The sequence below is a fragment of the Nocardioides faecalis genome (assembly GCF_018388425.1).
GTDB lineage: Bacteria > Actinomycetota > Actinomycetes > Propionibacteriales > Nocardioidaceae > Nocardioides > Nocardioides faecalis.
The window spans coordinates 2,239,274-2,258,166 of record NZ_CP074406.1 but is presented as its reverse complement, the minus strand read 5'-3'; the positions used below and the strand labels follow the sequence as shown (position 1 = coordinate 2,258,166).

General features: G+C 73.7%; 20 protein-coding genes. 9 read left to right on the top strand and 11 right to left on the bottom strand.

Annotated features, from left to right (window positions below; translation table 11 throughout):
* Position 1 precedes the first annotated feature (1 nt).
* The 3 genes from KG111_RS10460 to KG111_RS10450 form a co-directional block, all read right to left on the bottom strand.
* Entirely contained in the window at positions 2 to 973 is a 972-nt protein-coding gene (locus KG111_RS10460; protein WP_205291865.1) for a sigma-70 family RNA polymerase sigma factor, read from the bottom strand.
* Between the two features lie 166 nt (positions 974 to 1,139).
* Entirely contained in the window at positions 1,140 to 3,305 is a 2,166-nt protein-coding gene (locus KG111_RS10455) for a S9 family peptidase (RefSeq protein ID WP_240195826.1), read from the bottom strand.
* A 10-nt stretch (positions 3,306 to 3,315) separates the two neighbouring features.
* On the bottom strand, positions 3,316 to 4,773 hold the full coding sequence (locus KG111_RS10450) for a DNA polymerase IV (RefSeq protein ID WP_205291961.1): 1,458 nt from the start codon (positions 4,771 to 4,773) through the stop codon (positions 3,316 to 3,318).
* A gap of 133 nt (positions 4,774 to 4,906) precedes the next feature.
* Between KG111_RS10450 and KG111_RS10445 the strand changes: the two genes are divergently transcribed.
* Complete coding sequence (locus KG111_RS10445) at positions 4,907 to 5,968, top strand: DUF4192 domain-containing protein (RefSeq protein WP_205291866.1); 1,062 nt, start codon at positions 4,907 to 4,909, stop codon at positions 5,966 to 5,968.
* A gap of 9 nt (positions 5,969 to 5,977) precedes the next feature.
* Positions 5,978 to 7,462, top strand: coding sequence for a glutamate-cysteine ligase family protein (locus KG111_RS10440; protein WP_205291867.1), 1,485 nt, complete (start codon positions 5,978 to 5,980; stop codon positions 7,460 to 7,462).
* A 43-nt stretch (positions 7,463 to 7,505) separates the two neighbouring features.
* Here the strand turns inward: KG111_RS10440 and KG111_RS10435 are convergent, their stop codons facing one another.
* The 5 genes from KG111_RS10435 to KG111_RS10415 all read right to left on the bottom strand — a co-directional run bounded on the left by KG111_RS10435 (position 7,506) and on the right by KG111_RS10415 (position 12,266).
* Entirely contained in the window at positions 7,506 to 7,955 is a 450-nt protein-coding gene (locus KG111_RS10435) for a hypothetical protein (protein WP_205291868.1), read from the bottom strand.
* A 63-nt stretch (positions 7,956 to 8,018) separates the two neighbouring features.
* Positions 8,019 to 9,047, bottom strand: coding sequence for a septation protein SepH (gene sepH / locus KG111_RS10430; RefSeq protein WP_205291869.1), 1,029 nt, complete (start codon positions 9,045 to 9,047; stop codon positions 8,019 to 8,021).
* A 266-nt stretch (positions 9,048 to 9,313) separates the two neighbouring features.
* The gene (locus KG111_RS10425) at positions 9,314 to 9,736 is read right to left on the bottom strand and encodes a YchJ family protein (protein ID WP_205291870.1); all 423 of its coding nucleotides are present in this window, start codon (positions 9,734 to 9,736) and stop codon (positions 9,314 to 9,316) included.
* Positions 9,737 to 9,760: 24 nt separating this feature from the next.
* Positions 9,761 to 11,080, bottom strand: a complete 1,320-nt coding sequence (locus KG111_RS10420) for a D-arabinono-1,4-lactone oxidase (protein WP_205291871.1) — start codon at positions 11,078 to 11,080, stop codon at positions 9,761 to 9,763.
* The gene (locus tag KG111_RS10415; protein WP_205291872.1) at positions 11,049 to 12,266 is read right to left on the bottom strand and encodes an MFS transporter; all 1,218 of its coding nucleotides are present in this window, start codon (positions 12,264 to 12,266) and stop codon (positions 11,049 to 11,051) included. Before KG111_RS10415 ends, KG111_RS10420 begins: the two co-directional genes overlap by 32 nt.
* Before the next feature lie 32 nt (positions 12,267 to 12,298).
* Between KG111_RS10415 and KG111_RS10410 the strand changes: the two genes are divergently transcribed.
* From KG111_RS10410 to KG111_RS10400, 3 genes are all read left to right on the top strand, one after another.
* Positions 12,299 to 13,423 (top strand): ferrochelatase, encoded by a 1,125-nt coding sequence (locus KG111_RS10410; RefSeq protein ID WP_205291873.1) that lies wholly within the window; start codon positions 12,299 to 12,301, stop codon positions 13,421 to 13,423.
* A complete protein-coding gene (locus KG111_RS10405) occupies positions 13,420 to 14,238 on the top strand; it encodes an inositol monophosphatase family protein (protein WP_205291874.1) in 819 nt (272 codons plus the stop codon). The genes KG111_RS10410 and KG111_RS10405 overlap by 4 nt, the downstream gene beginning before the upstream one ends.
* A 134-nt stretch (positions 14,239 to 14,372) precedes the next feature.
* Entirely contained in the window at positions 14,373 to 14,663 is a 291-nt protein-coding gene (locus KG111_RS10400; RefSeq protein ID WP_205291962.1) for a DUF4193 domain-containing protein, read from the top strand.
* Positions 14,664 to 14,857: 194 nt separating this feature from the next.
* Here the strand turns inward: KG111_RS10400 and KG111_RS10395 are convergent, their stop codons facing one another.
* Together KG111_RS10395 and KG111_RS10390 are read right to left on the bottom strand one after the other, a co-directional pair.
* Positions 14,858 to 15,142, bottom strand: a complete 285-nt coding sequence (locus KG111_RS10395) for a DUF4235 domain-containing protein (protein WP_205291875.1) — start codon at positions 15,140 to 15,142, stop codon at positions 14,858 to 14,860.
* 117 nt (positions 15,143 to 15,259) lie between these two features.
* Positions 15,260 to 15,769, bottom strand: a complete 510-nt coding sequence (locus KG111_RS10390) for a DUF3093 domain-containing protein (RefSeq protein ID WP_205291876.1) — start codon at positions 15,767 to 15,769, stop codon at positions 15,260 to 15,262.
* Positions 15,770 to 15,869: 100 nt separating this feature from the next.
* Here KG111_RS10390 and dut point away from each other — a divergent pair, with 100 nt between their 5' ends.
* From dut to KG111_RS10370, 4 genes are read left to right on the top strand one after another with little or no spacing between them, the layout of a single operon-like run.
* Positions 15,870 to 16,334, top strand: coding sequence for a dUTP diphosphatase (dut, locus tag KG111_RS10385; RefSeq protein ID WP_307820550.1), 465 nt, complete (start codon positions 15,870 to 15,872; stop codon positions 16,332 to 16,334).
* A gap of 54 nt (positions 16,335 to 16,388) precedes the next feature.
* Complete coding sequence (locus KG111_RS10380; protein WP_205291877.1) at positions 16,389 to 17,030, top strand: DUF3710 domain-containing protein; 642 nt, start codon at positions 16,389 to 16,391, stop codon at positions 17,028 to 17,030.
* Positions 17,031 to 17,033: 3 nt separating this feature from the next.
* On the top strand, positions 17,034 to 17,393 hold the full coding sequence (locus KG111_RS10375) for an OB-fold nucleic acid binding domain-containing protein (RefSeq protein WP_205291878.1): 360 nt from the start codon (positions 17,034 to 17,036) through the stop codon (positions 17,391 to 17,393).
* Positions 17,390 to 18,169 carry a DUF3159 domain-containing protein gene (locus tag KG111_RS10370; protein WP_249666078.1) on the top strand — a complete coding sequence of 260 codons (780 nt, stop codon included), beginning with the start codon at positions 17,390 to 17,392 and terminating at the stop codon, positions 18,167 to 18,169. Before KG111_RS10375 ends, KG111_RS10370 begins: the two co-directional genes overlap by 4 nt.
* A 26-nt stretch (positions 18,170 to 18,195) precedes the next feature.
* Here KG111_RS10370 and KG111_RS10365 read toward each other — a convergent pair whose 3' ends face one another.
* Positions 18,196 to 18,891: a potassium channel family protein gene (locus tag KG111_RS10365; RefSeq protein ID WP_205291879.1), complete on the bottom strand. Its 696-nt coding sequence runs from the start codon at positions 18,889 to 18,891 to the stop codon at positions 18,196 to 18,198.
* Positions 18,892 to 18,893: the final 2 nt, after the last annotated feature.

The window sequence follows — 18,893 nt, the reverse complement described above, 5'->3', positions numbered from 1 at the left end:
CTCAGGCGGCCGAGCCGGCGGCCAGGTCCGGGTCGCCGAGGCGGCGCAGCTTCTGCAGCGCCTCCCGCTCCAGCTGGCGCACCCGCTCCGCGGAGATGCCGTGCTTCACGCCGATGTCGGCCAGCTTGTGCTGGCGCCCGTCGACCAGACCGTAGCGGGACCGGATGATGTCGGCGGCCCGCTCGTCGAGCTGGTCCACCAGCCGGTTGAGCCGGTCGCGTGCCTCGGTGTCGAGCACGGTCAGGTCGGGGCCCGGCGTGGTCTCCTGCGCCATCAGGTCGCCCAGCGAGGTGTCGCCGTCGTCGTCGATGGGGGTGTCGAGGCTGACGTGCTCACGGCCCCAGGCCATCAGGTCCAGCACCCGCTCGATCTCCATGCCGAGCTCGGTGGCGATCTCCGCCGGCTCCGGCTCGCGGCCCAGCTGACGCTCGAGCGTACGGCGTGCGCCGCCGACCTGGTTGAGCTCCTCCACCACGTGCACGGGCAGCCGCACCACGCGGGCCTGCTGCGCGATGCCGCGGGTGATCGCCTGGCGCACCCACCACGTCGCGTACGTCGAGAACTTGTAACCCTTCGCGTAGTCGAACTTCTCGACCGCGCGGATCAGGCCGGTGTTGCCCTCCTGGATCAGGTCCAGCATCGGCATCTGCGCGCGGCCGTACTTGCGGGCGATGGACACCACGAGCCGCAGGTTCGCGTTGATGAACTCGGTGACGGCCTTGCGGCCCTCCTCGGCGATCCACTCCAGCTCGGCCTGGGAGGCCTGCTTGGGGGCGCCACCCTTGCGCCGACCGATGCGACCCTCGGCGAGCAGGTGCTCGGCGTACAGGCCGGCCTCGATGGTCTTCGCGAGCTCCACCTCCCGGGCCGCGTCGAGGAGGGGGGTGCGTGCGATCTCGTCGAGGTAGAGGCCGACGCTGTCGCGTCCCTCGATCTCACGTCCGGTGCTGCGCCTCGCGGTTGCCGTGGCCATGTGGCGTCCCCTCCTTCGCGGTCGCGGTCAGGGAGACGACCGCATGTCGGTTGCAACACATCCCGTAGGTCCGGGATTCCCCGCACCGGTGATTACCCCGTCCGACGATCCGCAGCCGGGAGAAGTTGCCTGGGGCGGCTAATCTCAGCGACTTCTCAACTTGGGCTCAGCCCAGCGGCTCCACGTCGGCGAGCCCGAGCCGGTCCAGGATCCACGCCAGGGAGAACGCCCGGTCCTCCCAGGCGCGGTAGCGGCCCGACACGCCGCCGTGGCCGGCGGCCATCTCCGTGCGCAGCAGCACGTCGGCCTGCGGCGCCCGCTCCCGCAGGCGCGCCACCCACTTGGCGGGCTCCACGTAGAGCACCCGGGTGTCGTTGAGCGAGGTCTCGGCCAGGATCGGCGGGTAGGGCAGGTCGGCGACGTTGTCGTACGGCGCGTAGCCGGCGATCCGGTCGTAGGCGGCCGGGTCGTCGCTGGGGTTGCCCCACTCGTCGTACTCCGGCACGGTCAGCGGCAGGCTCGCGTCCAGCATCGTGGTGAGCGTGTCCACGAACGGCACGCCCGCCACGAACCCGCCGAACGACTCCGGTGCCTGGTTGGCGACGGCGCCGATGAGCAGGCCACCGGCGCTCGCACCCTCGGCGACGATGCGGTCCGGGGTGCTCCAGCCGGAGTCGACCAGGTGGCGGGCGCAGGCGATGAAGTCGTCGAAGGTGTGCTGCTTGTGCTCGAGCTTGCCGTCGTCGTACCAGTGCCGGCCCATCTCGCCGCCGCCGCGCACGTGCGCGATCGCGAACGCGCCACCGCGGTCCAGCAGGGACAGTCGCGCGACGGCGAAGTACGGGTCCATGGAGGCCTCGTAGGCGCCGTAGCCGTACAGGTGCACCGGCACCGGGTCGTTGCCCGCGGGCCCACGGACGCCCTTGCGCACCACCAGCGAGATCGGCACCTGCACGCCGTCGACCGAGGTGGCCCACAGCCGGTGCTCCTCGTAGGCGTCGGGGTCGTAGCCGCCGAGCACCGGCGCCTGCTTGCGCAGCACCAGCTCGCCGGTGCGCAGGTCGTGGTCGTAGACCGCCGAGGGGCGCGCCAGGCTCGTCATGCCGACCCGGATGGTCGGCTGCTCCCAGGCGGGGTTGCCGCCGGCTCCTACGGTGGCGAGCTCGCCGGGGAAGTCGATGAAGGCGTCCGCGGCGATCGGGGCGGCGAGGTCATGGCTCAACCTCAGCACCCGGACCCGGGGCCGGCCCTCGCTGCGCTGCTGCACCACCAGGTGGTCGGCGAAGGCGTCCACGTCCTCCAGGCGCACCGACTCGTCGTGGGGCAGCAACGGGCGCCACTGCTCCAGCGGAGTCGGCTCAGCCGGCGCCAGGCCCAGCTCGAACTCCGGGCCGGCCGCGTTGTGCAGCACCAGGAACGCGTCGGTGCCGCCGATGACGGCGTGCTCGAGGGAGTACTCCACGCCGTCGGTGCGGGTGGCGAAGCAGACCGGCGCGGCGTGCGGGTCCCTCGCGTCCAGGACGTGGAACTCCGAGGTGGTCTTGGAGCTCGCGGCGATCATCACGAAGCGGCGGCTGCGGGTGCGGCCCACGCCGACGAAGTAGCGCTCGTCCGGCTCGTGGAAGACCAGCTCGTCGTCGGCCTGGGCGGTGCCGAGGCGGTGGCGCCACACCTTGTCCGGGCGCCACGCCTCGTCGACGGTCGTGTAGTAGAAGTGGTCGGGCGAGCCGCCCCAGGTGACCCCGCCGAGCACGCCGGTCAGCTCGTCGTCGAGCAGCTCGCGGGTGCTCAGGTCCAGCACCCGCACCGTGTAGCGCTCGTCGCCGACGACGTCGGTGGCGTACGCCAGCAGCCGGTCGTCGGGGCTCACCGAGGACCCGCCGAGGGAGAAGAACTCGTGGCCCTCGGCGAGGGCGTCCAGGTCGAGCAGCACCTCCTCGCCGGGCAGGGCGGGCTGGTCCGGGCGGGCGTCGGCGGCGGGCTGCGGCGGCGTCCAGTCGTCGGGGTCGCCGACCGCGACGCGGCAGGTGGCGCCGTACTGGCGGCCCTCGAAGGAGCGGCCGTAGTACCAGTAGCCGCGCACCCGGGTGGGCACCGACAGGTCGGTCTCCAGGGTGCGGGACTTGATCTCCTCGAAGATCCGTCCGCGCAGGCTCGCCAGGTGGGCGGTGCGGGCCTGGGTGTAGGCGTTCTCGGCCTCCAGGTGCGCCAGCACCGCCGGGTCCTCCTTGGCCCGCAGCCAGTCGTACTCGTCGACGCGGGTGCGGCCGTGGTGGGTCGTGGTGACCGGACGCGCCTCGGCGCGCGGGGGGACGGGCATCTCGGCGCTCATGTCCCCGACGCTACTGGTCCCGGGCCCGTCCGGGCTGCTGGGGCTCCTCCGAGTCCGGTGGACGCCACCGGCTCAGCGCGGGGTCGTCGGCACGGAACGAGCGCACGGGTCCCGGAGAGCTCTGCGCGGTCTCGAACCGCACCGTCACCACGCCCCGGCCCGCACCCCACACCCAGCCCCGGCCGTGCTCGGCGTGCACCACGTCGAGGCCCGGGGACCACTGGGTGCCCCGGGAGCGGACGCCGGCCTCGGGCAGCACGTGCTCGGCGGCCTGCTGCGCGGCGGCCTGCTGCTCGGCGGCGGGGCCCTCGAGGCTGTCGGGGGCATCGGCGCTGTGGTGGCCGGTGTCCTCGTCGGCGCCCTTGTCGGTGTTCTCGGCCGCGTCCTCCGGGGCGTCGGTGCCGAACAGGTCCTCCTGCACCCAGTCGGCCAGGCCGGACACCCCGACCCCGAGCAGCCGCACGCCCCCGGAGGTGTCGAGGTCGCGCAACAGGCCGCGGGCGACCCGGGCGATGGCGGCAGGGCTCTCCGTGGGGGCGTCGAGGGTGGAGGAGCGGCTCAGCGTGGTGAAGTCGTAGAGCCGGACCTTCAGCGTCACGGTCCGCCCCGACAGGCCACCGCCCTGCAGCCGCCGGGCCACGTCGGCGGCCTGGCGGGTGATGATCGCCTCCATCTGGTCGCGGTCGGTGACGTCGTGCTCGTAGGTGCCCTCCACGCTGACGGACTTGGCCTCCCGGTCGGGCACCACCGCCCGGTCGTCGCGGGCGCGGGCCAGCCGGAACAGCGACTGCCCCTGGGCGCGGCCCAGCACCCGCACCAGCTCGTCCTCGCCGAGCCGGGCGAGGTCGGCGACGGTGTGCACGCCTGCGCGGCGTAGCCGCTCCACGGTGGCCGGGCCGACGCCGGGGATCACCTTGACGTGCATCGGGTGCAGCAGCTCGAGCTCGGTGCCCGGCGCCACGACGAAGAGCCCGTCGGGCTTGCGCAGGTCGCTGGCGACCTTGGCCAGGAACTTCGAGGAGGCCACGCCCACCGAGGCGGTCAGCCCGCCGGTCACCTCCCGGACCCGGCGCCGCAGGTCCTCGGCGAAGGCCGTCACCGTGGGCACCTCCAGGTCGGCCAGGTCGGCCTGCTCGAGGTCCACGAACGCCTCGTCGAGCGACAGCGGCTCCACCAGCGGCGAGCAGGAGCGCAGCACGCCCATCACCGCCTCGCTGGCGGCCCGGTAGGCCTCGAACCGCCCCGAGAGGTACGCCGCGTGCGGGCAGCGCGCGCGGGCCTCGCGGGTCGACATCGCCGAGCGCACCCCGAAGGCGCGCGCCTCGTACGACGCGGTGGCCACCACACCCCGGCCGCCGACCCCGCCGACCACCACCGGCTTGCCCCGCAACGACGGCTTGTCGCGCTGCTCGACCGCGGCGAAGAAGGCGTCGAGGTCCAGGTGGAGGACCGAGGCCTGGGCGCGCACCGGCGTCACGTTAGTCCGCGCCGCCCCCAGGTGCGTCCACCAGCCGTGCACAGCGGTGCGGGCCGGAGACCTCGTGCACACCCGCTGGGCGGCACCGGCGTCGGCGTCGGGTCCGGCGGCGAGCGTTCTGGTCATGACCACACCTCCCGATGCCCCCGTCACCACGCTGACCGCCCGTGCGCCCGAGGACCTGCTCGCCGTCGCCCCCGTCCTGCTCGGCTTCTGGCCCGAGGAGTCGATCGTGATGCTCACCTTCGGCGCCCGCCGTCCCTTCCACGCCCGCCTCGACCTCCCGGGCGCCGGGTGCCGGAGCCCGGCGGTGCTCGACGAGGTCGCCCGCCTGCTCATCGCCCCGGCCCGGCGCCACGCCGTGCGGCACGTGGTGCTGCTCTACTTCACCGCCGAGGCCGCCGGTGCCCGCGCGGTCCACCGGAGGCTGGTCGAGGAGCTGGACGCCGCCCGGATCGGGGTCGTGACCGCTCTCGTGGCCGACGGTCACCGCTACCGGGAGCTGAACCGCGGCCCGGCCGAGGCGGTCGAGGAGGGTCCGGGGGACGGCATGGCGGGCGGGATGGGCGACGGCACGCCGTACGACGTCTCCGCGCACCCGTTCGTCGTCGAGGCGCTCGTCGCCGGCCGGCTGCGGCACCGCGACCGTGAGGATCTGGTGGCCTCGTTGCGCCCCGACCCTGCCGCGGTCGCGGCCGTGCAGGCCGAGGTCGAGCGGCAGAGCGCCGTGCGCCCCGACGTGCCCCGCGACCCCCGCGGGCTACGGGCGGCCGGGACCTGGGTGCAGGCGGTCCTCGGCGAGCTCGTCGAGGCCGGCGCACCGCCTGAGGTCGACGAGCTCGCGGTGCTGCTGCGGGTGCTCCAGGTGCCCCGGGTGCGCGACGCGGCCTGGACGCTGATCCGGCGCGCCGAGGCCGAGGCACACGTCCGGTTCTGGGAGGCGGTCGTCGTGCGCTGCCCGGACGCCCTCCTCGGGCCGCCGGCCGCCCTGCTGGGGTGGGCCGCCTGGCAGGCCGGCGACGGCGCCCGCGCCTGGGCCGCGGTCGACCGGTGCCGCGCGAGCGCGCCGGGATACGGCCTGGCCGAGCACCTGGCGCGGCTGCTGAGCGAGGCGGCGCCGCCCGAGGTCTGGCAGGGCGGGTTCGACTGGGCGATCGGGCTGCCGCCCCTGGGGAGGGGTCACTAAGGTCGTGGCATGGGTGACGACGTCGAGGCCCGGGAGTTCACACCCGCGGACCGGACCCGCTACCGCGACAAGGTCAGGCGGTGCCTGGACGTGTTCGAGCGGATGCTGCGCGAGTCCGCGTTCGACACCGACGATCCGTGGACGGGGATGGAGGTCGAGCTCAACCTCGTCGACGACGCCGGCGACCCCGCGCTGCGCAACGCCGAGGTGCTGGACGCGATCGCCAACGAGGACTTCCAGACCGAGCTCGGCCGGTTCAACATCGAGCTGAACTTGGCGCCCGGGCCGCTGGCCGGCGGCGGCCTGGCGTCCTACGAGACCCAGCTGCGCGAGAGCCTCAACGCCGCGGAGAACAAGGCCGCGGCGCTGGGTGCGCACCAGGTGATGATCGGGATCCTGCCCACCTTGCGCGCCGAGCACCTGCGCAAGGAGGTGATCAGCGAGAACCCGCGCTACGCGCTGCTCAGCGAGCAGATCCTGCGGGCCCGCGGCGAGGACATCACGATCGACGTCCAGGGCGCGGAGCGGCTGCGCACGACGGTCGACACGATCATGCCGGAGGCGGCCTGCACCAGCACCCAGCTGCACGTCCAGGTCAGCCCGGAGCGGTTCGCGTCGTACTGGAACGCCTCCCAGGCCATCGCCGGCATCCAGCTCGCGGTCGGCGCCAACTCGCCGTACCTGCTGGGCCGCCAGCTGTGGGCCGAGACCCGGATCCCGCTGTTCGAGCAGGCCACCGACACCCGCAGCGAGGAGCTGAAGGTGCAGGGCGTGCGTCCGCGCGTGTGGTTCGGAGAGCGGTGGATCACCTCGGTGTTCGACCTCTTCGAGGAGAACGTGCGCTACTTCCCCTCCCTGCTGCCGGTCCTCGACCCGGAGGACCCGCTCACGGTGCTGGAGGCGGGCGGCACGCCCAACCTCTCGGAGCTGCGGCTGCACAACGGCACCATCTACCGCTGGAACCGCCCCGTGTACGACGTCAGCGGCGGCCTGCCGCACCTACGGGTCGAGAACCGGCTGCTGGCCGCCGGACCGACGGTCGTCGACATGGTCGCCAACGCAGCGTTCTACTTCGGCCTGGTGCGGGCGCTGGCCGAGGACGAGCGGCCGCTGTGGTCGCAGATGTCGTTCAGCGCCGCCGAGGAGAACTTCCACGCCGCCGCGCAGCACGGCATCGACGCCGAGGTCTACTGGCCCCGCCTGGGCCGGGTCAGCGCGTCCGAGCTCGTCGTGCGCCGACTGCTGCCGCTGGCCTACGAGGGCCTGGCGGCCTGGGGGGTCGAGCACGAGGAGGCGCACCGCTACCTCGACGTCATCGAACAGCGCTGCGTCACCGGGACCAACGGTGCCTCCTGGTTCGTGAGGCAGATGCGCGAGCGCGGGGTGGAGCTCAGCGACCTCGATCCCACGCCCCGTTTCGACGCGCTGCGTGAGGTGCTGGGGGAGTACCGGGCGCGGATGAACGACAACCAGCCGGTGCACACCTGGTCGTAGCACCCTGGCCGCGGAGACCGCGGGCCTGCTTGTCGCGGGTCGCTCAGCTGGCTGCGTCGCGTGCCTCGCCCGCACGCAGCCGGGTCCAGCGACGCCCGGAGCCCGAGCGCGGGTCCCGCCAGGCGCGGCGGGTGACGACCACCAGCTCCAGGCGCCGCCCCAGCTCGCCGGAGGCCGCGCCGACCGCGGCGGCCCAGGCGAGGTCCTCGGTGTCCGGGCCCTCGGCCATCCGGGTCAACCAGACCAGCGGCACCACCGAGCGGGCGAGGTCCGGGCGGGCCATCGCCTCCACGACCTCCGTGCGCAGCGCGAGGTCGAGCCGCTCATCGGCGCGCACCTCGAAGGTGCGCGGTCCGGAGCCGGGCACGCCGACATGCAGCACCGGCGGGAATGTGCGGCGAGGCTCCTCGACGGCGTGCGCGACCACGATCGAGCGCAGCACCCGGTGCAGCAGCGGGGGCAGCGGGTGCTGGAGGCCGGGACCGGTGGGCATGGCGGCCAGCCTGCCGGATCGCGACCCGGCACGCCGCGCCGATCCACAGGCGCTGGGGTCGGCTCAGCCCTGGTCGCCGCCGCCGAACATGATCTCGTCCCAGCTCGGCACGGAGGCCCGGCCGCGCTTCTTCTGCACGGCGCGACGGTGCCGGGCCCGCTCGGCCTCGGCCCGCTCTTCCTCGGCCTGCTCGGCCGTCTGCTCGGACGCCGCAGGGGCAGCCGTGGCCCGCAGCGGGTCGTCGGCGAAGGGCAGCTCCTCGTCGAGCCCGGCGGGCGCCACCGACTGGGCGGCGGGTGACTGGGCGGCGGGTGACTGGGCGGCGGGCGACTGGGCGGGGGGCTGGGCAGCCGGCGGCTCGGCGACGGGCGGCTCGACGGCGGGCGTCTGGGCGGCGACGTCCTCGAGCGGGACCGCGTTGAGCCGACGCTCGCGGGCGCTGCGCAGGTCGTCGCGTGCCTCGGGGCGGGCGACGGGCGCGACCGCGTCACCGATCAGCCAGCGGGCGTCGTCGTTGTCGGCCAGCACGTAGTTGCCGGGCGCGTCGTAGGTGAACCGCGCGGTGCCCGAGCGCTGCGCCGCGGCGAAGGTCCCGGTCAGCACCCAACGCCCGGTCTCGCGGCGATAGGCGTCCCACTCGACCTCCGTGGGGTCGGCGCCCAGCTCACGCAGGTGCGCCGCGACCGCGTCGCCCAGCGCCCGGGTCTGGGTCCCGGTCGCCGTCGACTCGCCCGGCGTACGACGCACGGAGGCGCGCTGGGCGCGCTGGGCCACGTGCTCCCGCTCGGCGAGCACCGGGCCGACGTACGCCATGATCGCCTCGACGGTGGTGCCCGCGGCGGCGGCGACGGTCTCGGCCGACTCGCCGGCACGGATCCGGTTCTGGATCTCGCGGGGACGGATGCTGCTGCTCATGTTGATCTCCAATCGGCGCGGAGCACCACCGCGCACGGCGGCGCGGAGGTCGGGGGTGATCTCGAGGGAGAACTCCGTGCCCTCGTCGTCCACCAGCAGCAGGCGCCGGTCCGTGACGACGTCGGCGAGGACGAGCCGGGTCGGGCCGCTCGCGGCCTGCTCGGTCTCGTCCGCCATCGTGGTCCTCGGGTCGCTTCCTGCTGGCCCCGGCGGGGTGGCGCCGGGGTCGGTCCTGCGGTGCGGCCAGGCTGCTGCCGCGGTGGTGGTGCCGGGGTGCTGCTCCGGTGGGCCTGAGCCTACGCCCGCAGGGGCCACGGATGGCGTTGCGGGCGCGGCGTGTGGCGACGTGTCGACATTTCTTCGACCCGGGACCGGTCGGCCCTCGGTGCGCGGTGCCACGTCGCGGTCGCGGAGGAGGTGCGCGGCGCGCTGGTTCTCTGCGCTCACGACCACTCCGCCCGGCCGCGGACGTAGAGCCAGCGCCCGCCGTCGTGGCGGAACCGGCTCACCTCGTGCAGCACACCCGGCCTGCCGGCGTGCTCGTGGTGGGCGCGGAACTCCACCACGCCGCGGCGCTCGCCGGGCCCACCGCCCTCGGTGGCCAGCACCTCCAGGCGCAGCCAGCGCACGTCGTCGTCGAGGTCGAGGTCCTCGGGCCGGGTGGCGGGGTGCCAGGTGGCGAGCAGGTAGTCGGCGTCGCCCACGACGAAGGCGGCGAACCGGGAGCGCATCAGCTCCTCGGCGGTGGCGGGCAGCTGCTCGCCGGAGTGGAACTTAGCGCAGCACGCGGCGTACGTCGCCGGTGCACCGCATGGACACGCGGCGTCCGGCTCCACGACCACCCGTGCACCCGCGCCCGTCCTCATGCGCCCGTCCTCATGCGCCCGTCCTCATGCGCCGAGCACCCGGTCGAGGTAGGCGTTGGCGAACACCCGCTGGGGGTCGAGCCGCTCGCGCAGGGCGACGAACGCGGCGAAGCGGGGATAGAGCGCGGCCAGGTCGGCTGCGTCCTGGGTGTGCAGCTTGCCCCAGTGCGGCCGGCCGCCGTGCGCGCGCAGGATCGGCTCCATCAGCGCGAAGTACGCGGTGTGGTCGGCGTCGCGGTGGGTGTGGAACGCCAGGTAGAACGAGTCGCGTCCTGAGGCCGTGGACAGGGCGGGGGTGTCCGCGGGCGCCACCCGGATCTCCACCGGGAACGAGACCCGCAGCCCGGAGCGCTCCAGGGCGGTGCGGCACTCGGCCAGCGCCGTCAACCCGGCCTCGCGGGGCACGGCGTACTCCATCTCGCGGAAGACCACGCGACGCTCGGTGATGAACACCCGGTGGGCCACGTCGCTGTAGGTGCGCGGACCCAGCAGCCGGGCCGCGACCCGGTTCGCGGGCCCGGTGGCCTGCGGCACCCGGTTGAGGGCCGCGGTCAGGGCGCCGAAGGCGGTGTTGGACAGCAGGTCGTCGTCCAGGCGGCGCCGCCACGCGGGCAGCGGGGCGATCGAGGACAGGTCGGTGCCCAGCCGGGTGTTGCACTTGGCCAGCAGCCGGGTGGTGTGCGGGAACCAGTACATGTCGACGTGGTCGTGCGCGGCGACGAGCTCGTCGAAGCCGCCGAGCGCGGCGTCCCACGACATCGGCCTTTCCTCGGCGCGCAGCGCGAAGAGCGGCTCGACCGCGAAGGTGAGGGTGACGATCACCCCCAGCGCGCCGAGCCCGACGCGGACCAGGTCCAGCAGGTCGGGGTTCTCGTGCGCGTCGAGGTGCAGCACCTCACCGGTGCCGGTGACCAGCTCCAGCCCGACGACCTGCGCTGCCAGCCCGGCGGCGCGCCCGCCGGTGCCGTGGGTGCCGGTGGACACGGCACCGGCCAGCGTCTGCTCGGCGATGTCGCCCATGTTGTGCAGGCTCAGCCCCAGGCGCTCCAGCTCGGCGTTGAGGACCTTCAGCTGGGTGCCGGCGCGGACCGTGACCGTCATCGCCTCGCGGTCGACGGCGACGATGCCGCGCATCCGGTCCGGCAGCAGGTGCAGGTCGCGGGGAGCGGCGATCGCGGTGAAGCTGTGCCCGGTGCCGGCGGCCTTCACGCTGCGGCCGGTCTCGGCCGCCGTGCGCACCAGCGCGGCGACCTCCTCGGCATCTGCCGGGCGGACGGCCTCGAGCCCGCTCGCGGTCTCCAGGCCCGACCAGTTACGCCAGGTGTGCGGTCGCGGGTCGCTCATGCGGGGTGACCGTAGTGGGTAGGCGCACTGCCAGGGCGCCGAGGAGGACCAGGATGCCGCCGGCGGCGCTGACCAGGTAGGCAGGGGAGGCGCCGGCGTGGTCGATGATCAGGCCCGCGACCGCGGCACCGGGCGCGATGCCGGCCGCGAGCCCGGTCTGGATGAAGGCCATGCCCTCGGTCAGCCGCGTCGGCGGCAGCACCTGCTCGGCCAGGGACATCGTCGCGATCAGGGTGGGGGAGATGGCCAGCCCGCCGATCAGCAGCACGAAGGCCATCACGGGCACCGAGGGCACCAGGCTCAGCGGCAGCATCGCCACCAGCATGCCCAGCGCGCCGATCCGCAGCCGCACCAGAGGGCCGCGACGCCACGCCACCGCTCCGGAGACGATGCCGGCGAGCAGGCTGCCCAGCGCCCAGATCGCCAGCAGGAACCCGGCCGCGGACTTCTGCCCCTGCTCGTCGGCGAACGCCACCGTGACCACCTCGGCCGCGCCGAACAGCACGCCGAGGGCGGCGGAGACGACCGTCAGCGGGAGGATCGCGCCCCAGGGCATCGGCGGGCGCACGGAGCCGACCTCGCGTGGCGGGTTGGCCGGAGGCTCGGTACGGCGCTGCGCGGCGAACGCGAACGTCCCGACCACGCCGGTGACGAGGGCGAAGCCCAGACCGGCCAGCGGGTGCACGGCGGTGGCCAGCAACGTGACCGCGATGGGACCGACGAGGAAGACCGCCTCGTCGGCGACCGCCTCGAAGGAGAACGCGGTGTGCAGCCGCTCGGGCCGCTCGGCGAGCGTGTAGGACCACCGGGCACGCACGCACGTGCCGACCGAGGGCAGCGAGGCTCCCGCCACCGCCGCGAGCACGAAGGTGGTCCACGTGGGCCACCCCTCGTGCAGCGACAGCATGCCGAGGGAGAGCGCGACGCCCCACAGGCTGATCACGGCCGGCAGCACCCGGCTCTGGCCCAGCCGGTCGAGCAACCTGCCTTGGGGGATGGCGAAGAGGGCGTTGAACAGGACGGCCACCGCGGACACCGCGCCGGCGAACCCGTAGGACCCCGTCGTGTGCTCGGCCAGCAGCACGATCCCCAGACCGACCATCGAGATGGGCAGCCGGGCGACCAGCCCGGTCAGCGAGAACAGGGCGGTGGCCGGGGTGAAGATGCGGCGGTAGGCGTCGAGCATGGCGGTTGGATCTTCCTCCCTACGATGGTGGTGTGCCGAATCCGGAGACCGTCCGCCCGACCGATCCCTACGACGCGGTGCTGCTGGTCTCCTTCGGGGGACCCGAGCGGCCCGAGGACGTGGTGCCGTTCCTGGAGAACGTGACCCGCGGGCGGGGCATCCCGCGGGAGCGGCTGGAGGTGGTGGGGGAGCACTACTACCTCTTCGGTGGCCGCTCGCCGATCAACGACCAGAACCGCGCGCTCATCGCCGCGCTCTCCGCCGACCTCGAGGCGCACGGCATCGACCTGCCGATCTACTGGGGCAACCGCAACTGGGACCCCTACCTCGACGACGTGGTCGCCCAGATGGCCCGCGACGGCGTACGACGCGCCGCCTGCCTGGTCACCTCGGCGTACTCCTCGTGGTCGAGCTGTCGGCAGTACCGCGACAACCTCGAGGCGGCTGTCGCCGCCGTCCCCGACGGCCTCGTCGCGCCGCGGCTGGACAAGATCCGCGCCTACTACCACCACCCCGGCTTCGTGCAGGCCAGCGTCGACGGGGTCCTCGACGCGCTCGCGGACCTGCCGGCCGAGGTGCGCGACGACGCCCGGCTGGTCTTCGTCACCCACTCGATCCCGACCGCGATGAACGACGAGTCCGGTCCCGACGGCGGCGCCTACCTGGCCCAGCACCTCGACGTCGTGGGCGTGGTCGCGGACGCGGTGCAGGAGGCCACCGGCGTCGCACACGAGCGCGAGCTGGTGTTCTGCTCGCGCTCCGGCTCGCCGCGCACGCCGTGGCTGGAGCCTGACGTCAACGACCGGCTCGCCGAGCTGGCCGACGAGCAGGAGCGCACCGGCCGGCGCCAGGCGGTCGTCATGGTCCCCGTCGGGTTCGTCTCCGACCACATGGAGGTCGCCTTCGACCTGGACACCGAGGCGATGGCGACGGCGGAGAGGCTCGGACTCACCGCTCGCCGCTCGGCCTCGGCGAGCACCCACCCGGCGTTCGTGGCCGCGCTGCGCGAGCTGGTGCTCGAGCGTGCCGCCGCCGAGCGCGGCGAGCCGGTGGAGCGGCCCGCGCTCGGCAGTCTGCCGCCCGTGGCGGACCGCTGCCCCACGGGGTGCTGCCTGCCGCGCCGTGAGCAGGGCTCGGCGAACGCGCTGCAGCAGTGAGCGAGCGGCCTTCCCCCACCGAGCTGGTCGACCTGGCCCGCGCCGTGGCGCTGGAGGCCGGTGCGCTGGTGCGCGAGCACGCCGCCGGGGTGGTCTCGGTCGCGGCCACCAAGTCCAGCGACATCGACGTGGTCACCGCGGCGGACCGCGCGTGCGAGGAGCTGATCCGCTCCCGCCTGCTCGCCGTGCGTCCCGACGACGCGATCCTCGGCGAGGAGGGGGACGACGTGGCCGGCACCACCGGGGTGCGCTGGATCGTCGACCCCATCGACGGCACCGTGAACTTCCTCTACGGGCTCGGTGACCACGCGGTCTCGATCGCCGCCGAGCTCGACGGCGAGGTCGTCGCCGGCGTCGTGCTCGACGTGGAGCGCGACCTCGTCTACGCCGCCCACCTCGACCCGACGTCGCCGACCGGCGGCCGGGCGACCCGCGGTGGCGCCGTGATCCAGGTCCGGGGGCCGGCGCCGCTGGCGCACCGGCTCGTCGCCACCGGGTTCAACTACACCCAGGAGGTGCGCAGCGTGCAGGCCGCCGCCGTGGCGCGGCTGCTGCCGGCGATCCGCGACATCCGTCGGTCCGGGTCGTGCGCGCTGGACCTGTGCCGGGTGGCGGCGGGTTCCCTCGACGGCTACGTCGAGGAGGGGGTGCACGTGTGGGACCACGCCGCCGGCGCCCTCATCGCCCGTGCGGCGGGTGCGCGCACCCTGCTCACCGTGGGCGCCGCGGGCCGCGAAGCCGTTCTGTGTGCCCCCGATCACGGGTTCGACGAGCTGCTCGCAGCGGTGCGCAGCGCAGGCCTGCTTCGGGAATAGCCATCGGCGGCCTAGCGTTGTCCACTCGCATCGCCCCGGCTGTCGCGATCGAGGGGGCGATGGTGCACAATCTGCCGCGCCAGCCCGCACGCCCCAGTGCGCTGGCCCGGCTCGACGAGGGAAGAGAGACCGTCATGGCGACCGACTACGACGCACCGCGCAAGAACGAGGACGAGCAGTCTGAGGAGTCCATCGAGGAGCTCAAGGCGCGCCGCCACGACAAGAACTCCGGGAAGGTCGACGAGGACGAGACTGAGGCGGCGGAGTCCTTCGAGCTCCCCGGTGCGGACCTGTCCCACGAGGAGCTGGCCGTGGAGGTCAAGCCCAAGCAGGACGACGAGTTCACCTGCATGAGCTGCTTCCTGGTCCACCACCGCAGCCAGCTCGCGGACCCCAAGGCCATGATCTGCCACGACTGCGCCTGATCCGCTCGGAGTGAGTCGTTCGGCGTGACAGACCCGCCTGACCTACTCGATTTGTAGGAAGCGGCGTGATCTACCCGACGTGAGGTATGCGGGATCCCTAGGAATCCCGTCTCCGCGCGTCGCTCGTGAGCGGCACGAGAAGAGCCCGCCCGTCGTTCTCGACGGGCGGGCTCTCGTGCGTCTGGCGGGGTTTCTCAGCTCTTGCGCAGCGGCGGGGGCAGGTGGCCGGTGGAGCGTACGTAGTAGCGCGCCGCGCGACGCTGGGCGAACATGCGGGCCAGGGCCACCAGGGTGCCGCTCACCGCGGCCCAGGCGACGGCCTCACGCAACGCCACGTCCGGGTCGGCGGGGTTCGCCGGCGGCTCCTTGCCGGTGGCCACCTTCCAGCCGGTGTCGATCCCCTTGCGGGCCACGGCGGCCGCGCCGAGCGCTGCCACCACCGAGAGCACCGACCATGCCTTTGAGCTGTCCTCTGCCATGGCCGGGAGCCTACTGGGCCGCGCACACCGGCCTGCGCCGGTTCCTGACGCGCAGCGCTCCGGACAGGGGTCGCCCCCGTGCGATCAGGTCGCGATCAGGTCGCGATCAGGTCGCGATCAGGAGGTCGGCTGCTCCGGGCGCCGACCGGCGGTGTCGCGGACCGCGGCGCTCAGGGCGTCCGCCAGGGCCTGGGGGTGTCGCGAGCTCACCAACCAGTACGGCGCCGGGTCGGCCGGGTCAGTGATCTGCACCCGCACGGACTTCTTCAGGTAGGGGCGCAGCAGCAGGTAGGCGCGCACGTCGGCGTCGCGACCCGACACCAGCCGGGTCTGCTCGGCGTCGAGGGCCTCGACGGTGCCGACGTGGCGCAGCTCGATCGAGGCCCGCCCGGCGCGGAACCAGCCGTCGCGCACCACGATCTTCGCGTCGCCGTAGATCCTCAGGAAGGCGGCGAGCAGGATCATCGCCGCTGCCGTGGCCCCCCACGCCACCCAGGCCGCCGAGCTGCCGATCAGGGCCACGATCAGCGTCAACCAGAGGGTGGCGATCAGCATGGTGCCCTGCGCCCACCAGCGCAGCGGCACCCGAAGCCGCTCGTGGTAGCCCGCTGACGCCGTCGTGTTCACGCCTCGATGATCCCATCCGGCCTCCAGGGCGCGATCGTTAGGGTCGTCGACCGTGACCAACGACCACGACGTGCCCAGCAACAACCCCACCACCAGCGAGGTGGCGCCCGCGGCGGCCGAGGACCTGGTGGTGGCGGTGCGCCGGCTCGACCCGGACCTGCCGATGCCCGCCTACGCACACCCGGGCGACGCCGGGGCGGACCTGCTCACCACCGTCGACGTGACCCTCGCCCCCGGCGAGCGGGCCCTGGTGCCGACCGGGGTCGCGATCGCGCTGCCGCTGGGCTACGTGGGGCTGGTGCATCCACGCTCCGGGCTCGCCGCGCGGCACGGGCTGTCGATCGTGAACACCCCGGGTACCGTGGATGCGGGCTACCGGGGAGAGATCAAGGTCCTGCTGATCAACCTGGACCCGGCTGAGCCGATCGTGCTCAAGCGCGGGGACCGGGTCGCCCAGCTCGTCGTGCAGCGCGTCGAGCGGGCCCGGTTCGAGCCCGTGGACGCCCTTCCCGAGAGCGTGCGTGGCAGTGGCGGCTACGGTTCTACCGGGGGCTTCGGTGCCTGAGAACGTCAAGGTCGCACCCGGATCCCCGACGATCACCCCGATGAGGAGTTCACAGTGAGGTTGCGGCGCAAGGCTGCCGACGCAGTCGCCGATGGCTCGACCATCGACACGTCCGAGGAGGGCGCGGAGACCGAGGCGCCGCGTGGACCGTACGACGCCGACGACGTGCCTGACGACGGTGTCGACCGGGTCGACCTGGGCTCGCTGCTGATCGCGCCCGTCGCGGACCGCGAGCTGCGGATGCAGGTCGACGAGGCGTCCGGCGAGGTCAAGGCGGTGCTGCTGGCCAACGACGAGGGAGCGGTCGAGCTGCGTGCCTTCGCCGCGCCTCGCAACGGCGACCTGTGGTCAGAGATCCGCCCCCAGATCGCGGCCGACACCGCCCGCCGCGGAGGCACCGCCACCGAGCGCGAGGGTGCCTACGGCACCGAGCTGGTGTGCGAGGTGCGGGTCGCCCGCGCCGACGGCACCACCGGGGTGCAGACCTCGCGGGTGGTCGGCATCAACGGCCCCCGCTGGCTGCTGCGCGCGACGTACCTGGGCGAGCCCGCGCGCTCGCCGGAGGACGCGGGCGAGTGGGAGGACGCGGTGGCCCGGCTCGCGGTGCGCCGCGGCAACCACGCGATGCCGGTCGGTGAGCAGCTGCCGCTCTCGCTGCCCGAGGGCGCGCGCCCGAAGGCAGCACCCGAGAGCTGAGCCATGGGGACCAAGAGCCGCTTGCGGCGCACGATCAGCCGGTGGGCGAGCTCTGAGGAGGCCGAGGCGCGCGACCTGCGCAAGACCTACACCGGGGCCGGCGTGGTCACGGTCGCCGAGGCGCCCGACCGCGAGAAGGTCCGGCTGCGCGGGACCCTGCGCACCGTCACCCTCCGTCCCCGCGGCGGCGTCCCCGCCCTCGAGGCGGAGCTGTACGACGGCACCGGCACCGTCACCGTGATCTGGCTCGGACGCCGGCGGATCGCCGGCATCGGCCCGGGCCGCGGCATCGAGGTGTCCGGACGCATCGGCATGCACGACGGCGTCCGGGTGCTCTACAACCCCAGATACGAGCTGCTGTGAGCGATCGCCCCGACCCGACCGAGTCCACCGAGCCCACCGCGGCGGCACCCGTCGGGGTCGAGACCGTCGAGGCGCTGGTGCGCCACCAGCTCGCCACCGCCCTGGGCGGGCGGCGCGGCATGCTCGAGGCGGGGGTGCCCGGCATCGTGTTCACGGTGCTGTGGCTGAGCACCAAGGAGCTGCAGTGGGCGCTGGTCGCGAGCCTCGTGGTCGCCGGCGCCGCGCTGCTGCTGCGTCTCGTGCAGCGCAGCACCACCCAGTTCGTGCTCAACGCGATCTTCGGGATCGGCATCGGCTGGGTGTTCGTGCGCTGGGCGGAGAGCTCGGGAGGCTCGGAGAGCGACCAGGCGCTGGCGTTCTTCCTGCCCGGGATCTTGATCAGCCTCGGCTACACCATCGTGCTGGGCGCCAGCTGCCTGGCGGGCTGGCCCATGCTCGGGTTCATGCTCGGCGGCGTCACCGGCGACCCCACCGCCTGGCACGACGACCGGCAGGTGGTGCGGCTGTGCAGCCGGCTGACCTGGGTGATGCTGGCCCCCGGCGCGATCGGCGTGCTGCTCCAAGGGCCGGTGTGGCTGCTGGGGCGCAACGACGTCATCGACCCCGATTTCGCGGTCGTGCTGATCTTGGTGCTGCGCACCGGGCTGGGCTGGGTGCTCCGGATCGGCTCGTGGTCGGCGATGATCTGGCTGCTGGCGCGCAACGCGACCCCGCTGGAGGCCCTGGACGCCCGTGAGGCCGACCCGGAGGAGCCCGCCGGGCCCCGTCCCGCCTGAGCGGTGCGTGCCGCCTGGGCGGCGCCTCAGTGCGTCTTCGGGGGGTGCGGCTTCGCAGGGTGCGTGGAGGGCGCGAGCAGCTGCTCGAGCTCGTCCTCTGCCTCGGCGGGCACCACGAACAGCAGCTCGTCGCCGGACTCCACCGGTTGCTCGGCTGTCGGCACGTACACCTGCCCGTCGCGCAGGATGGTGACCAGCGCACAGTTGTCCGGCAGCGGGATCAGCCCCGAGGGCTTGCCCACGTACGGCGAGTCGGCCGGCATCGTCATCTCCACCAGGTTGGCGTTGCCCTGGCGGAAGGTGAACAGCCGGACGAGGTCACCCACGGTGACGGCCTCCTCGACGAGCGCCGACATGATCCGCGGGGTCGAGACGTTGACGTCGACCCCCCACGCCTCGGTGAACAACCACTCGTTGTTCGGGTGGTTCACCCGGCCCACCGTGCGCGGCACACCGAACTCGGTCTTGGCCAGCAGCGACGTGACCAGGTTGGCCTTGTCGTCGCCGGTGGCGGCGATGACGACGTCGCAGCGGTCCAGGCGCGCCTCCTCCAGCGAGGAGAGCTCGCAGGAGTCGGCCAGCAGCCACTCCGCGTCCGGCACCCGCTCGGGGCGGATCGCGCTGGGGGACTTGTCGATGAGCAGCACCTCGTGGCCGTTCTCGATCAGCTCGCGAGCGATCGAGCGACCCACGGCACCTGCTCCGGCGATGGCGACCCTCATGA